We start from the raw sequence: 15,460 nt of genomic DNA, 5'->3' as shown, positions 1-15,460 counted from the left end.
TATCCAGTATGAATAAAAAAAGCCGGATAGCCTGTGTGCTGATCCGGCTTTTTTATTCAGTGCATATTCACGGCATAAACCGGTAGCCAATCCCGGTTTCGGTAAGAAAATGGCGTGGGCGAGCCGGATCCAGTTCCAGTTTCTGGCGCAGATGACCCATATAGATACGTAAGTAGTGGCTGTGTTCAACGGCATTCGGTCCCCACACCTGATTCAATAACTGGCGTTGGGTCAGCACTTTTCCGGCATTATTGAGTAGTATGGCCAGCAGGCGAAACTCAATTGGCGTCAGATGAACCTCCACATCCCCGCGACGAACCAGACGCGCGGCAATATCCACCTTTACATCAGAAAATTGCACCACGGGATCAGGAGAGGGGCCGGTAGCGTGGCGCCGCAGTGCAACGCGTAAACGAGCCTGTAGCTCGCCAATGCCGAATGGCTTGCTGAGATAGTCATCGGCACCGGCATCCAGCGCGGCGATTTTATCGCTCTCTTCGCTGCGGGCTGACAGCACGATCACCGGGATCGCGCTCCACTGCCGCAGGTCGCGGATAAAATCAATACCGTCACCGTCCGGAAGACCGAGGTCGAGAATGATGAGATCGGGTTTTCGTGTGGCGGCTTCCAGCAGACCACGTTGCAGCGTTTCCGCTTCATACACACGCAGGCCATCAGCTTCCAGCGCGGTACGCAGAAAGCGACGAATGGCTTGTTCATCTTCAACAATCAGTACGTTTGTCACATATCCTCATGAAAATCTTCAAGTTCAGGGGGCGCTTCCTGCGGCAGTGTAACACGGAAACACACCCCTCCCTGCGGACGATTATGAGCAGAAATCGTGCCACCGTGCACGTCGACAATCGCCTGACAAATTGCCAGTCCCAACCCAACACCCGGTACCGATGATTCTTTGTTTCCACGGGAAAACTTGTCGAAAATACGTTGTTCCAGGCCGACAGGAATACCGGGCCCATTGTCCCAAACATCCAGCAACAGATGCTCGCCGTCGACCTGGGCGTCGATACCGATTTGCGCCTGCGGACCTGCGTATTTGACGGCATTTTCCAGTAGATTGATCAGCACCCGCTCAAAGAGTGGTCCATCAACGTGTATCAGCGTCAACGGCTCCGGAAGAGACAGGTTAATTGGTGCTGCCAGCCCAGGCTCCAACATTTGCAGGGCGCTGCCTACCACTTCTTCCAGCGTTAGCCACTCTTTCTTAAGATTAAAGCCGCCAGACTGGATCCGCGCCATATCCAGCAGATTATTGACCAGTCTGGTGGTATTCAGTACGTGCTGGCGGATCTCGCTGGCCTGGCGAGCGTGTGGCGAACCTTCACTTGCCAGATCCAACGTTAATATCTCCGCCTGACCGAACAGCACCGTCAGCGGCGTGCGTAAATCGTGGGACAGGGCGGCGAGCAGTGCATTGCGAATACTTTCTCGCTCGCTGGCAAAGCGGGCCTGCTCTTCACTGGCCGTCAGAGTCAGGCGCTCCAGCGCACTGGCCACCAGCAGAGTGAAGGTTTCCAGCAGACGTTGCTGTTCCGGGATCATCAGCTGACGCAGGTTTCCTGGCTCCACCACCAGTAGCCCATAGGTTTTATCGGCGCTTTTTAACGGCAAAATTTGATAGGGAACGCCTGGTAATGTGTCGGTGCCGGCACCTGCCATCTGCCCCTTGTCAAAACTCCACTGGGCAATGGCATCATCCCACGGTGTCATACCCTGCTGATGCGTCAGGGGAACCAACTTACCGTTTTCGTCAGGCAATAACACCCGGCTGCGGGCCTGAAACGTCGAGGCAATAAACTGTTCGCTGGTAGCCGCGATATCCTGTTGGCTACGCCCTACAGCCAGGGCTTTTGACATCTCATACAGGTGCCGCGTTCGTTGCTCACGATAGCGTGCAACCCGGGCCTGATAACGTACCCCCGCGGTCAGATTACCGATAACCAAGCCGACCGTTAGCATCACGGCGAAGGTAAGCAGGTACTGGACGTCAGACACGGCAAGCGTACCGCGTGGAGCAATAAAGAAGAGATCAAAGCTGGCGACGTTGATAAAAGTGGCTACCACTGACGGCCAGCGCCCGTAGAACAGGGCGATCACCACCACGCCCAGTAGATAGAGCATCACCAGGTTGGCTGCGTCAAATGCAACCAGCCACTGCATGGCAATCAACGTCGTAACCGCACACAATGCAGCAGCGACCACACAACCCTGGATTTGTACCCGCCATTTATCCTTAAAGGTGCGGTTATCCGTGGTTTGCAATGTCTGGCGAGAAGGCGGATCGTCCAATGCGACAATCATCAGGTCAAGATCCGGTGCGCGATGCGCCAGCTTGTCTGCAAAGGAATCGCTGCGCCACCAGCGACGGGTGGTCGGACGCCCAAGCACAATTTTCCCCAGGTTGTGTTCCCGGGCATAACGGACAACGGCTTTATCTTCGGCAGGGTCGGAGAGCGTGGCGGTTTCTGCCCCCAGTTCCTGTGCCAGTCGCAGCGCGCTTAAGATTGCCCGCCGCTGTTTTTCAGGTAGCCGGTGTAGCGCAGGTGTTTCAACATATACCGCATGCCAGACGCTGCCGAGACGTGCCGCCAGGCGTGCAGCGGCGCGCACCAGTTTCTCGCTGCCGGTGTTGTGCCCAATACACAGTAAAATGGCATCGCGGGTATGCCAGACTTTTTCTTCTCCTGGACGCCCCCGCCAGGCACGCATCTGCTCGTCTACCCGATCGGCGGTGCGTCGCAGAGCCAGTTCGCGCAGCGCTATCAGATTACCTTTGCGGAAGAAATGCTCGATTGCACGCTCTGCCTGACCGGCAATATAGACCTTGCCTTCGTTCAGGCGCTGACGCAAATCGTCAGGTGGGAGATCGACCAGTACCACATCGTCAGCGGCATCGAAAAACGGGTCAGGAACAGTTTCGCGCACCTGAATACCGGTGACGCCGCTGACCACATCATTCAGGCTTTCCAGATGCTGAACGTTAACGGTGGTAAAAACATCAATCCCGGCTTCCAGGAGTTCTTCAATATCTTGCCAGCGGCGGGGGTGGCGTGAGCCTGGCGCATTGCTGTGCGCCAGTTCGTCCATCAAAATCAGCGCAGGGCGGCGGGCGAGGGCGGCATCAAGATCGAATTCGCTGATATGCCGCCCACGGTGTGCCTGACGTTTCAACGGGAGTACGGTGAGACCGTCCAGTAGTGCGGCGGTCTCCTTGCGCCCGTGGGTTTCCACCACACCAATCAGCACATCCAACCCCTGCGACCGTAGCCGTTGTGCCTCCGCCAGCATGGCCCAGGTTTTCCCTACGCCCGCACAGGCGCCAAAGAAAATTTTCAGTTTTCCCCGGTGTGGCGCTGTGGTCTGCTCCAGCAGGCGATCGGGGTTGGGACGTAGGGGTTCGCTATGCATGTCCTTTTTCTCAGTGCTTATCCAGCGCTAAATTAAGTTCCACCAGGTTCACTACCGGTTGACCGATGAAACTGACCAGCGGTTTTTGCGTATAGTGTGCAACCAACTGCGTAACCTCTTCAACGCTGAGGTTGCGGGCTTGTGCCACGCGGGGAATTTGCCAGGCGACCGCATCGGGGGTCAGGTTATTGTCCAGACCACTGGCGGACGCTGTGACCAGCTCCACGGGAACAGCAGGGCTAGCCTGTGGATTAGCCGCACGCAGTTCGGCTATCCGGCTTTGCAGTTGCTTATCCAGCTCCGGGTTGCTCGCTGCCAGGTTGCTGCCACCCGAAGCCATTGGATTATAGGGTACTTCTGCCGTTGCCGACGGGCGTCCATGAAAATAACCCGCGGCGGTAAAATTTTGTCCGATCAGTTCAGAGCCGCGAATTATCTGACCCTCACGCAGAAGTGACCCGTTAGCCTGGTGGGGGAACCACCACTGTCCCAGTGCGGTGGTTAGCAGCGGATAAACACCGCCGGTGATAAGCATCAGGAAAAGCAATGTTGATAATGCAGGACGTAATCCACTCATCTGAAACCTCACACCAGACCCAGCAGGGTCAGCAGTAAATCAATGACTTTGATACCCATAAACGGCACAACCAGGCCGCCCAGACCGTAGATCCACAGATTGCGGCGCAGCATGGCGGAAGCGGATAACGGCTTATAGCTCACCCCCTTCAGCGCCAGTGGGATCAGGAAGACAATCACCAACGCATTGAAGATGACGGCGCTCAGGATCGCCGAATCCGGCGAATGCAGTCGCATGACGTTCAGTGCGTTAAGCTGCGGGTAAGTTGCGGCGAACGCAGCCGGGATGATGGCGAAATATTTCGCAACGTCGTTGGCGATACTAAAGGTGGTCAGCGACCCGCGCGTCATCAGCATCTGTTTACCAATGTGCACCACTTCAATCAGCTTGGTGGGGTTAGAGTCGAGATCCACCATGTTGCCCGCTTCCTTCGCGGCCTGGGTCCCGGAGTTCATCGCGACCGCGACATCGGCCTGCGCCAGTGCCGGGGCGTCGTTGGTTCCGTCACCAGTCATCGCCACCAAACGACCTTCCGCCTGATACTGACGGATCAGTGCCAGCTTGGCTTCCGGTGTCGCTTCTGCCAAAAAGTCATCCACTCCTGCCTCTGCGGCGATTGCTGCAGCAGTCAGGCGGTTGTCGCCCGTGATCATCACCGTTTTGATGCCCATTTTGCGCAGCTGGGCAAAACGTTCTTTAATCCCGCCTTTGACAATATCTTTCAGGGCTATCACGCCCAGCACCCGTGAACCTTCAGCAACGACCAGCGGCGTCGCGCCAAGGCGAGCAACGTTTTCGACTTTCTGCTCCACATCGGCAGGGAAGTGGCCGCCGTTGGCTTCGACGTGACGACGAATAGCATCTACGGAACCTTTGCGGATCATCCGGTTGTCGATGTTGATACCACTCATCCGGCTTTGCGCGGTAAACGGCACAAAGGTGGCATGGAGCGACTGTACATCACGTATACGCAGGTTAAAGCGTTGTTTAGCCAGGACAACGATGCTGCGGCCTTCCGGCGTTTCGTCGGCCAGTGATGAAAGCTGTGCCGCGTCGGCCAGTGTTTTTTCGTCCACGCCCTGGGCAGGCAGAAAATCAGAGGCCTGACGGTTCCCCAGCGTGATGGTGCCGGTTTTATCCAACAGCAGCACATCGACGTCGCCAGCCGCTTCTACCGCACGTCCGCTGGTGGCGATAACGTTCGCACCCAGCATGCGGCTCATCCCGGCGACGCCAATCGCGGAAAGCAGCCCACCGATCGTGGTGGGGATCAAACAGACCAGCAGGGCAACCAGTACCGTGACGCTGACCGCACTGCCGCCCCAGGCAGAGAACGGCCACAGCGTGGCGGTTGCCAGCAGAAAGACGATAGTCAGGGCAATCAGCAGGATCGTCAGCGCGATTTCATTTGGCGTTTTACGTCGCTGTGCGCCTTCGACCATGGCAATCATTCGATCGAGGAATGTTTCTCCGGGATTGACGCTACACTCGATCACCAGCCAGTCCGAGAGAATGCGTGTCCCGCCAGTGACGGAGGCAAAATCGCCGCCGGATTCACGGATCACTGGCGCGGATTCACCGGTAATGGCGCTTTCATCCACCGAGGCGCCGCCTTCGATAACTTCGCCGTCACAAGGGATAATATCGCCAGCTTCCACCAGCACGATATCGCCTTTGCGTAGCTCTTCGGCCGGCACGTGATCCATTTGCGCGCCATATTTCGGTTCACGAAGTTTGCGGGCAAAGGCGGTTTTTTTGACCCCTTTCAGGCTGTTGGCCTGCGCTTTACTACGCCCTTCAGCCAGCGCCTCCGCAAAGTTAGCGAACAGAACGGTCACCCACAGCCAGAGGCTTATCGCGCCGGTAAACAGTGGATTACCTGACATATGGCCTGTCGCCATCGCTACCGTTAACAGGGTGGTCAGCAGGCTGCCCAGCCAGACGATAAACATCACCGGGTTACGCCACTGAGTATGTGGACTTAATTTTTTCACGGCGTCCATCAGCGCTTGTACGACCAGAGAAGGTTCGAACAGTGCCAGTTGCTTGCGACTCATAACAATGTGCTCCGCATCGCTCAACGTAAAGAGAGGTATTCTGCGACCGGGCCAAGCGCCAGCGCAGGAACAAAGGTGAGGGCGCCAACCAGCAACACCGTACCGATCAACAATCCAACAAACAGCGCACCGTGGGTAGGTAGCGTGCCGGGACTTGCTGGCTGACTCTTTTTACCGACCAGTGAACCGGCAATCGCCATCACCGGGATAATGACGCCGAAGCGGCCGAAGAACATGCACGCGGCCAGCAGGCTGTTCCAGAATGGACTGTTGGCACTTAATCCGGCAAAAGCGCTACCGTTGTTATTGGCGGCAGACGAGACCGCGTACAGCACCTCGCTAAAACCATGCGGCCCAGGATTGAGCATGGCGCTACGCCCGGCATCGCTCATCATGGCTATCGCTGTCCCAAGCAGCACCAGCGCAGGGGTAACCAGAATCGCCAGCGCGGTCATTTTCATTTCACGGACATCGATTTTTTTACCCAGATACTCCGGGGTACGGCCAATCATCAGTCCGGCGATAAAGACCGCCAGCAGCACGAACAGCAGCATGCCGTACAACCCTGACCCCACACCGCCGAACACCACTTCGCCAATCTGCATCAACCACATCGGTACCATGCCACCCAGCGCAGTGAAGGAGTCGTGCATAGCGATGACTGCGCCACAGGACGCTGCCGTCGTGACGACTGCAAACAGACTGCTGACCAGCACGCCAAAGCGGCTTTCTTTACCTTCCATGTTGATATTGCTGTCTGCGCCAAACGCTATCAGATGCGGGTTACCCTGCACTTCGGCCCACATAACAACCGCCACGCAAACAACAAAAATGAGCGACATAGCCCATAGCAAGGTACGTCCCTGTCGGCGATCGCCCACGACGTCGCCAAAGGCGAAACACAGCGCCGTGGGAATTAAGAAGATGGCCAACATCTGTACCATGTTGGTCAGCGCGGTTGGGTTTTCAAACGGATGTGAGGAGTTGGCATTAAAAAAGCCACCGCCGTTGGTACCGAGCATCTTAATGGCCTCTTGTGAGGCGACCGGTCCCATCGGCAGCAGTTGTTTTGCCCCTTCAAGCGTGGTGATCGCCTGATAAGGCAGCAGGTTTTGCAGCGTACCTTGCTGGATGAAAAACAGCGCGATGAGTAGAGAAATCGGTAGTAATATCCACAATGTGATGCGTACCAGATCCACCCAGGCGTTCCCCAGCGTGTTCATACTCTGGCGCGTAAAGGCGCGAGCCAGGGCAAAGATCACCGCAATACCTGTCGCCGCAGACAGGAAATTCTGCACAGTCAGGCCGGCCATCTGGCTGAAGTAGCTTAAAGTGGTTTCACCCGCATAGGACTGCCAGTTGGTGTTGGTCACAAAACTAACAGCAGTATTGAGCGCGAGATCCCACGATAGCCCCGGCAACTGTTGCGGATTCAGCGGTAGCAGGTTTTGCGCCATCAACATCGCAAACAGTATCAGCAGACCGAAGATATTAAGTGCGAGGATCGCCAGCAAATAGTGCAGCCAGGTCATTTCCTGCTGCGAAATACCCAACCCACGCCACAGCACACGCTCAACGCCTGCAAGGCCGGGTAAGGATGTATTGTTGATAAGACGCGCCAGCCCAAAGCCCAGCGGCCTGGCGATAACAAACAGCACCAGCAGGAAACTGGCGAGGAGTAAAAATCCTTGCGCTGCCATCAGAACGCCTCCGCATTAATCAAGGCATACACCAGATAACCCAGTAATAAAAAGACCAGCACAATGCCGGTTATCACGCCTGCACTCACAGTGCACCTCCCGTGGCATAAATGTGATAACCAGAGCGTAGGTTTTTGGTTGCAAAGATTTCGCAAAAATCTGCGGGCGGGGTGTAAAAAAAGTATAAAAATGGCAAAGACCATTATTTAACTAATGATTAGTATTAATTTAACTTTTATGTAACTTACTTACGAATTTAAGTTAAACGGAGCATCAATAGATAAAAATAAGTGGTCGGATGAGTAGCAAAATTACACACAAAGCGGTATTATTTTCACCAGTTAACCAAGTTTATTTTTCCGGTGCGATTCACCGAACAGATATATGGGAGAGGATTATGGACTTTTATAAAGAATATCCAGCACACATTGTTTTCTTGCGCCGTACCTTTGCCGTACTGGCTGGTGTTCTGGCGCTGCCGGTCATGCTGTTCTGGAAAGACCGTGCCCGTTTTTACAGCTACCTGCATCGCGTCTGGTCGAAAACCAGTGATAAGCCGGTGTGGATGGAGCAGGCTGAAAAAGCCACCTGCGATTTCTACTAAGTTACCGTTCAGGTTCAAAAAAACCGCCAACAGCAATGTGGCGGTTTTTTTATACGTCGCAGACTACACTTATCTGTGTAACGGATAAGGAGTGGCGATGAGCAAGAGAATTTCTGTTGGTATCCGCGCCTGTCTGACCACAGAAGCGAACGATAAATTTCTGTTTGACGAGAATACACTGGTACGTATTTATGCCTTGCATGAATTGCACCGACTGCGCCAGAGCGGATTATCACGTGGCGCATTGATTGATTTTCACACCCGTTACAAGCTGGTGTTACTGGCACACTCCCAACCGGAGTATCGTGAACTCGGCCCTTTTGTGGCCGCAATCCACGAATGGGCAAGCCTCGATGCTTTTTATACGGAGTACCGTTTGCGGTTGATTCATCTGCTGTTTAATAACGCGACCCGACGCAACCATACCAATGTCCTGATGCATGTGCAGGGTTATTTCCGTAACCAACTCAATCTTCGTCAACGTCAGGAACTGACCTCAATAATCGATAACTATCGACGTGAGATGCAGCCGCTGCTTGCGCCATTGATGCTCCTCCAACACTATATGACGGAACACCCGAACAGTTGGTTGTCCGGGCAACGTTACTTTGAACTCTGGCCTGCGATTCTGCGTTTACATGGCAAAGCTTAATTTTTATTCGGGAGTTTTATGACCACTCATCTGGTCTGGTTTCGGCGAGATTTACGTCTGCATGACAATCTTGCGCTGGCAGCGGCATGTCGGGATCGTTCGGCGCGGGTATTGGCGTTATATATTGCCACGCCCGCACAGTGGAAAGCGCATGATATGTCACCGCGTCAGGCGGCGTTTATCAGCAAGCAGTTGAATGCGTTGCAAACGGCGCTGGCGGAAAAAGGCATCCCGCTGCTGGTTTATGACGTCGGGGATTTCACCGCCAGCGTAGAGAGAGTCAAAAATGTCTGCGCACAGCATGACGTTAGCCGACTGTTTTATAACTATCAGTACGAAATCAACGAACGCCAGCGCGATGCTCAGGTAGAAAAATCATTACCGCAGGTGGTGTGTGAGGGCTTTGACGATAGCGTAATCCTGGCACCGGGCGCGGTAATGACCGGGAATCATGAGATGTATAAAGTCTTTACGCCGTTTAAAAATGCCTGGCTGAAGCGGTTAAAAGACAGTATCCCAGAGTGTGTTGCGGCACCAAAAGCCCGCGAAAGCGGCGCAATTCCCTCCCCACCAACGCCAATTACGCTCAACTATCCACAGCAGGATTTTGATGTGGCGCTTTTCCCGGTAGAAGAAAAATCGGTTATCGCGCAATTACGTCAGTTTTGCCAGCAGGGGGCGGCAGAATACGAACAACAACGTGATTTCCCGGCCAATGAAGGTACCAGTCGGTTATCTGCAAGCCTTGCCACCGGCGGGCTATCACCGCGCCAGTGTCTGCACCGTTTGTTAGTCGAGCAACCGCAGGCGCTAGAGGGAGGCGCCGGGAGCGTTTGGTTAAACGAGCTCATCTGGCGCGAATTTTATCGCCATCTACTGACGTACTATCCCGCGCTGTGTCGGCATCACCCCTTTATTCGCTGGACTGATCGTGTGCAATGGCAAAATAACGTGACGCATTTTCAGGCGTGGCAGACGGGGAATACAGGGTATCCCATCGTAGATGCGGCGATGCGCCAGCTTAACGGCACAGGGTGGATGCATAATCGTTTACGCATGATCGCGGCTAGCTTTTTGGTGAAGGATCTGCTGATTGACTGGCGACAAGGTGAGCAGTATTTCATGTCACAACTGATTGACGGTGATCTGGCGGCGAATAATGGTGGCTGGCAGTGGGCTGCGTCTACCGGAACAGATGCTGCGCCGTATTTCCGTATTTTTAATCCCACCACGCAGGGGGAGAAATTCGACCGTGATGGTGACTTTATCCGCCAATGGGTACCGGAATTACGTGATGTACCGGGAAAAGCCATTCACGAACCGTGGACGTGGGCGGAAAAAATGCAGGTGACACTCAATTATCCTCGTCCGATTGTCGATCATAAGCAGGCAAGGTTAGCCACGCTGGCAGCATATCAGGCAGCGAGTCATTCGTAATCGCCGGATAAAAACAGGCCCGAGACATAGAACATCGTCGGGCCCGTAAACTCAGGACTCTACCGCGAGCGGACGGTTTTTAAATTTGAGGGATTGATATAACCAAATCAACAGCACCAGCGCCACACAGGCCAGCGCACCCCAGGTAATTTCGCTAAAGACATCAATGTAGGCGTTGATGGAATAGTTGATGGCACCGGTTGCATCAAACGCGCCCTGTGATGTCTGGTCGGCAATCACACCCGCCAGGTAGTTGGCAATAGCCCCGGAAAGCAGCATATAGATGCCGGTTAGTACGCCGGTTACCCCCGGAATTTCAATGCGTGTAATTTGTGACATGGCGACAGGGTCGATAAACAGTTCGGCGAAACCCATAACGGCCAGCCCTAAAACCATCAGCGGCATGGAGGAGTGCCCATATGCGGCGGACCAGCGGGCGCTTAAGGTCAGAATACAGAAACCAGCACTCATTAATCCCAGGCCGAGAGCAAACTTACCCCAGATACGAACGGTACGATTGCCACTCACGCTTTCTTTGACCACCCAGGCCAGCACGATGCCGCACAACATGACGGCGAAGGCGTTTACTGACTGGAACATGGCAGTAGGAACTGAATATCCCATCACGTCGCGATTAACAAAGCGGTCGATATACAAGCTGATGGAACTACCACCCTGCTGTGCAAAGGCCCAGAACAACAAGCTGAAGAAGGTCAGGGTAACGATCAGACCCAGCTCTTTACGCTGCTTCTGCGTTTGCGCCTGACGGTAGATTTTTGCCAGAACGGCCAAACCAATGACGGTGGCGACAATCAGCGCGTACACGGACCACTCTTTCCAGAACAGGACAGTAATGAAAAGTGGTGCGGCGACCAGCAGAACCAGCAGCCAGGCCCAGTTCGGCAGAATGAACGATTTGGCACACAGTACGGCTTTGTTGACGCCGGTGGTGTGAGCAAAATGACGATTCCCGCATAAGAAAATGACCAGCCCGGCCAGCATACCGATAGCGGCCAGCGCAAAGCCCATTGCCCAACTGTACTCTTCCTGCACATAGCCGCAGGCGATAGGGGCAATAATTGAACCAATGTTACCGGCAGCATAGAGCAGAGAGAATCCGCCGTCACGGCGCGGATCTTCTGGTTTATACAATTCACCCAGCAGGCAACTGATGTTGGATTTAAACAAACCGTAGCCACAGACAATAATGGCCAGAGATAAGTAGAGAAACGCCGGAGCCATTTCACTGGCACCCAGGACCAGATGTCCCACTGCCATCAGAAATGCGCCAATCATTACCGCCATCCGGTTACCGAGCACTTTATCCGCCAGGTATCCCCCGAGAATCGGCGTGACATACACTAGTGAACAGTAAGCACTGAACAGTTCATACGCGTGGTTATCGTTGTACTTAAGCTGGTTAGTGAGATACAGGATCAGCAGTGCACGCATGCCATAAAAACTGAAGTATTCCCAAATTTGCAGCGCGACGACGTAATAAATCGCGCGCGGCTGAGATGCTTGTTTATTCATTATTTTCTCGAAGTAAATGCCTCACGACGGAAGGAACGTGCCGTGTGAGTGTGTTTCCTTAAAGTTGTCACTTTGATACAGATCTGATTATTTTTGCAATATGCTGTCTGATTGCATAAATATACATGAATACGATCTCGTGGTGGTAAGCAATTTACGTTTACAGGCCGCGTGATTGTTTCTTGATGTGTCAGCGAAATGGCTATCGACGAACGGAGGTGAGGACGCTATTTTAACTGAAGCTGTGTTGCTGATTGAGCAGGCAGAATTTATGACAACGAGGGCGATGATGAAAAACACCGAGCTGGAACAACTGATTAACGACAAGCTGAACAGCGCAGCCATAAGCGACTATGCACCGAATGGTTTGCAGGTTGAGGGCAAAGAAACGGTGCAAAAAATCGTGACCGGTGTAACCGCAAGCCAGGCATTACTGGATGAAGCTGTTCGCCTTGGGGCCGATGCGGTCATCGTTCATCATGGTTATTTCTGGAAGGGCGAATCTCCGGTTATTCGCGGCATGAAGCGCCGGCGTCTGAAAACGCTGCTGGAAAACGACATCAACCTGTATGGCTGGCATCTGCCATTGGATGCCCACCCCGAACTGGGGAATAACGCACAGCTGGCCGCGCTGTTGGGCATCACTGTGATGGGGGAGATAGAGCCTCTGGTACCGTGGGGGGAACTCTCCATGCCTGTTCCTGGGCTGGAACTGGCATCCTGGATTGAAGCGCGTCTGGGACGTAAACCGTTATGGTGCGGCGATACCGGGCCCGAAAACGTTCAGCGTGTTGCCTGGTGTACGGGGGGCGGTCAAAGTTTCATTGATAGCGCGGCCCGTTTTGGTGTTGATGCCTTTATTACCGGGGAAGTTTCTGAACAAACCATTCACTCTGCCCGCGAGCAGGGACTGCATTTCTATGCTGCCGGTCACCATGCTACCGAACGCGGCGGTATTCGTGCATTGAGCGAATGGCTGAATGAAAATACCGATCTGGATGTGACGTTCGTCGACATCCCTAACCCAGCCTGATAAAGAGGGACGAAAGTGCAGCGAGCGCGTTGTTATCTGTTAGGTGAAACTGCGGTGGTTCTGGAGCTGGAACCGCCGATTACGCTGGCAACTCAGAAACGCATCTGGCGTCTGGCCCAGCGTCTGGCTGATGCTCCGAATGTACTTGAAGCCATTCCGGGAATGAACAATATCACGGTGATCCTGAATTCCCCGCAGACGCTGGCGCTGGATGCTATCGAACGCCTGCAACGTTGGTGGGAAGAGAGCGAGGCGATGGAGCCGGATTCGCGCTTTGTCGAAATCCCCGTTATCTATGGCGGCGAATATGGGCCCGATCTGGCCGAAGTCGCCCGGCACAGTGGTTTGAGCGGCAAGCAGGTCGTTGAATTGCATGCATCAGTGGATTATGTCGTCTGGTTTTTAGGGTTTCAGCCGGGATTTCCCTATCTTGGGAGCTTACCAGAACCATTACATACGCCAAGACGAGCCGAACCGCGCTTACTTGTTCCGGCAGGTTCGGTGGGGATCGGCGGTTCACAAACCGGTATTTACCCGATTGCAACGCCCGGCGGGTGGCAACTGATAGGACGTACCGCCGTTAAGCTTTTTGATCCGCAGCGGGAGGAGCCGATCCTGTTACGGGCTGGAGATACTGTACGTTTTGTCCCGCAGAAGGAGGGCGTATGTTAAACATCATTCGTGCTGGCATGTACACCTCCGTACAGGATGGGGGGCGGCATGGCTTTCGTCAGTCAGGGGTAAGCCACTGCGGTGCGTTGGACAAACCGGCATTGAACGTCGCTAATCTGCTGGTAGGAAATGATGCGAATGCTGCCGCGCTGGAAGTCACGTTGGGTCAGCTGGTGGTGGAGTTTGACGCGGATGGTTGGTTTGCCTTGACCGGCGCGGGATGCGAAGCGCATTTGGATCGTACTCCGGTATGGAGCGGTTGGCGGTTGCCAGTTAAAGCCGGACAACGCCTGTCATTAAAACACCCGCATCATGGTATGCGTAGTTATCTGGCGGTGGCGGGCGGTATTGATGTTCCCGACGTTATGGGATCGCGCAGTACCGATTTGAAAGTCGGTATTGGCGGATTTGAAGGACGTTTGTTACGCGATGGCGATAAGTTGGCGATTGGCGTTTCAACACGGCAATTCAATGGCCCACAAGGGGTAAAACAGTTGATGTGGGGCAACCACATTCGTGCGTTACCAGGACCCGAATATCAGGAGTTTGACGAGGCATCGCAGGCATCGTTCTGGCGCTCGCCGTGGCGACTGAGCCCACAGAGTAACCGTATGGGGTATCGCCTGCAGGGGCAGCCACTGACACGCACGACAGACCGCGAGATGTTGTCACACGGTTTGCTCCCCGGCGTGGTACAGGTCCCGCATAACGGGCAGCCAATTGTACTGATGAACGATGCCCAGACCACGGGCGGATATCCGCGTATCGCCTGTATCATCGAGGCGGATATGTATCACCTTGCGCAGATCCCTCTTGGACAACCGATTCACTTTGTTCAGTGCTCTCTGGAAGAGGCGTTGAAGGCGCGTCACGATCAGCAGCGTTATCTGGAACAGCTAACATGGCGACTTAACGATGAAAATTGATTTGAATGCCGATCTCGGCGAAGGCTGTGCGAACGACGCGACGCTACTCCAGCTGGTGTCATCGGCCAATATCGCCTGTGGATTTCATGCCGGGGACGCGCAAACCATGCTGTCAAGCGTGCGTGAGGCGCTTAAAAATGACGTCGCGGTGGGGGCGCATCCCAGTTTCCCGGATCGGGAAAACTTTGGTCGTAGCGCCATGACCTTGCCGGTAGAAACGGTTTACGCACAAACGCTGTATCAAATCGGTGCGCTGGCCGCGATCACCCGGGCGGAAGGGGGCATGATGCGCCATGTGAAACCGCACGGCATGCTCTATAACCAGGCCGCAAAAGATCCTGTGCTGGCCGATGCGATAGCCAGAGCAGTTTATGCCTGCGATCCGTCATTGATACTGGTAGGGCTGGCGGGGAGCGAATTGATCCGCGCCGGTGAACATTATGGTCTGGTGACGCGTCAGGAGGTTTTTGCAGATCGGGGGTATCAGGCTGATGGTAGTCTGGTTCCGCGTAGTCAGCCAGGTGCACTGATCGAAGACGAAGAGCAGGCGCTGGCGCAAACGTTAGAAATGGTGCAGTCCGGGAGAGTAAAAAGTCAGAGTGGAACATGGGCAAGCGTGACCGCGCAGACGGTATGCATTCATGGGGATGGTGAGCACGCACTCGCTTTTGCCCGTCGTTTGCGCAGCGCGTTCAGCGCCTGTGATATTCAAATTAGCGCATAAATTCTTATACAAAACAATAAGATATTACACAACAACATCAACTCTGAATATTTCGAGTGGCGGGAAGATGACCCGTGAGTGACTTCCCTGGCGCTTACATAAGTGAGTGGCAGGGGGGG

General features: G+C 54.3%; 14 protein-coding genes. 7 read left to right on the top strand and 7 right to left on the bottom strand.

Going from position 1 to position 15,460, the window contains the following annotated elements; translation table 11 throughout:
• Nucleotides 1-67 precede the first annotated feature (67 nt).
• From kdpE to kdpF, 6 genes are read right to left on the bottom strand one after another with little or no spacing between them, the layout of a single operon-like run.
• Entirely contained in the window at nt 68-745 is a 678-nt protein-coding gene (gene kdpE / locus OGX95_RS03625) for a two-component system response regulator KdpE (RefSeq protein ID WP_286628345.1), read from the bottom strand.
• Nucleotides 742-3,426: a two-component system sensor histidine kinase KdpD gene (gene kdpD / locus OGX95_RS03620; RefSeq protein ID WP_286628344.1), complete on the bottom strand. Its 2,685-nt coding sequence runs from the start codon at nt 3,424-3,426 to the stop codon at nt 742-744. The genes kdpE and kdpD overlap by 4 nt, the downstream gene beginning before the upstream one ends.
• A 10-nt stretch (nt 3,427-3,436) precedes the next feature.
• On the bottom strand, nt 3,437-4,003 hold the full coding sequence (kdpC, locus tag OGX95_RS03615) for a potassium-transporting ATPase subunit KdpC (protein WP_286628343.1): 567 nt from the start codon (nt 4,001-4,003) through the stop codon (nt 3,437-3,439).
• 8 nt (nt 4,004-4,011) lie between these two features.
• Nucleotides 4,012-6,060 carry a potassium-transporting ATPase subunit KdpB gene (gene kdpB, locus OGX95_RS03610; protein WP_286628342.1) on the bottom strand — a complete coding sequence of 683 codons (2,049 nt, stop codon included), beginning with the start codon at nt 6,058-6,060 and terminating at the stop codon, nt 4,012-4,014.
• Nucleotides 6,061-6,080: 20 nt separating this feature from the next.
• Nucleotides 6,081-7,760, bottom strand: coding sequence for a potassium-transporting ATPase subunit KdpA (gene kdpA, locus OGX95_RS03605; protein WP_286628341.1), 1,680 nt, complete (start codon nt 7,758-7,760; stop codon nt 6,081-6,083).
• Nucleotides 7,760-7,849 (bottom strand): K(+)-transporting ATPase subunit F, encoded by a 90-nt coding sequence (kdpF, locus tag OGX95_RS03600; RefSeq protein WP_001670793.1) that lies wholly within the window; start codon nt 7,847-7,849, stop codon nt 7,760-7,762. The genes kdpA and kdpF overlap by 1 nt, the downstream gene beginning before the upstream one ends.
• 308 nt (nt 7,850-8,157) lie before the next feature.
• On the opposite strand from kdpF, the gene OGX95_RS03595 reads away from it, so the two are divergent.
• The 3 genes from OGX95_RS03595 (at nt 8,158) to phrB (ending at nt 10,453) form a co-directional block, all read left to right on the top strand.
• Nucleotides 8,158-8,364, top strand: coding sequence for a YbfA family protein (locus OGX95_RS03595; protein ID WP_005122569.1), 207 nt, complete (start codon nt 8,158-8,160; stop codon nt 8,362-8,364).
• A gap of 97 nt (nt 8,365-8,461) precedes the next feature.
• Entirely contained in the window at nt 8,462-9,016 is a 555-nt protein-coding gene (locus tag OGX95_RS03590) for a DUF1722 domain-containing protein (protein ID WP_005122568.1), read from the top strand.
• An 18-nt stretch (nt 9,017-9,034) separates the two neighbouring features.
• Nucleotides 9,035-10,453: a deoxyribodipyrimidine photo-lyase gene (gene phrB / locus OGX95_RS03585; protein WP_286628340.1), complete on the top strand. Its 1,419-nt coding sequence runs from the start codon at nt 9,035-9,037 to the stop codon at nt 10,451-10,453.
• A 51-nt stretch (nt 10,454-10,504) separates the two neighbouring features.
• Here phrB and dtpD read toward each other — a convergent pair whose 3' ends face one another.
• Complete coding sequence (gene dtpD / locus OGX95_RS03580; RefSeq protein WP_286628339.1) at nt 10,505-11,986, bottom strand: dipeptide permease DtpD; 1,482 nt, start codon at nt 11,984-11,986, stop codon at nt 10,505-10,507.
• A gap of 289 nt (nt 11,987-12,275) precedes the next feature.
• Between dtpD and ybgI the strand changes: the two genes are divergently transcribed.
• Genes ybgI through pxpA form a run of 4 tightly spaced genes read left to right on the top strand, consistent with a single transcriptional unit; the run spans nt 12,276 to nt 15,341 of the window.
• Nucleotides 12,276-13,019 (top strand): radiation resistance protein YbgI, encoded by a 744-nt coding sequence (ybgI, locus tag OGX95_RS03575; RefSeq protein WP_101742420.1) that lies wholly within the window; start codon nt 12,276-12,278, stop codon nt 13,017-13,019.
• Nucleotides 13,020-13,034: 15 nt separating this feature from the next.
• The gene (pxpB, locus tag OGX95_RS03570; protein WP_286628338.1) at nt 13,035-13,691 is read left to right on the top strand and encodes a 5-oxoprolinase subunit PxpB; all 657 of its coding nucleotides are present in this window, start codon (nt 13,035-13,037) and stop codon (nt 13,689-13,691) included.
• A complete protein-coding gene (gene pxpC, locus OGX95_RS03565) occupies nt 13,685-14,617 on the top strand; it encodes a 5-oxoprolinase subunit PxpC (RefSeq protein WP_286628337.1) in 933 nt (310 codons plus the stop codon). Before pxpB ends, pxpC begins: the two co-directional genes overlap by 7 nt.
• A complete protein-coding gene (pxpA, locus tag OGX95_RS03560) occupies nt 14,607-15,341 on the top strand; it encodes a 5-oxoprolinase subunit PxpA (RefSeq protein ID WP_286628336.1) in 735 nt (244 codons plus the stop codon). The genes pxpC and pxpA overlap by 11 nt, the downstream gene beginning before the upstream one ends.
• The last annotated feature ends 119 nt before the right edge of the window (nt 15,342-15,460 follow it).

Source organism: Citrobacter sp. Cu233 (assembly GCF_030332225.1).
Classification (GTDB): domain Bacteria; phylum Pseudomonadota; class Gammaproteobacteria; order Enterobacterales; family Enterobacteriaceae; genus Citrobacter.
Note: the sequence above shows the minus strand (reverse complement) of the source record. Positions and strands in the feature narration are given on the sequence as shown.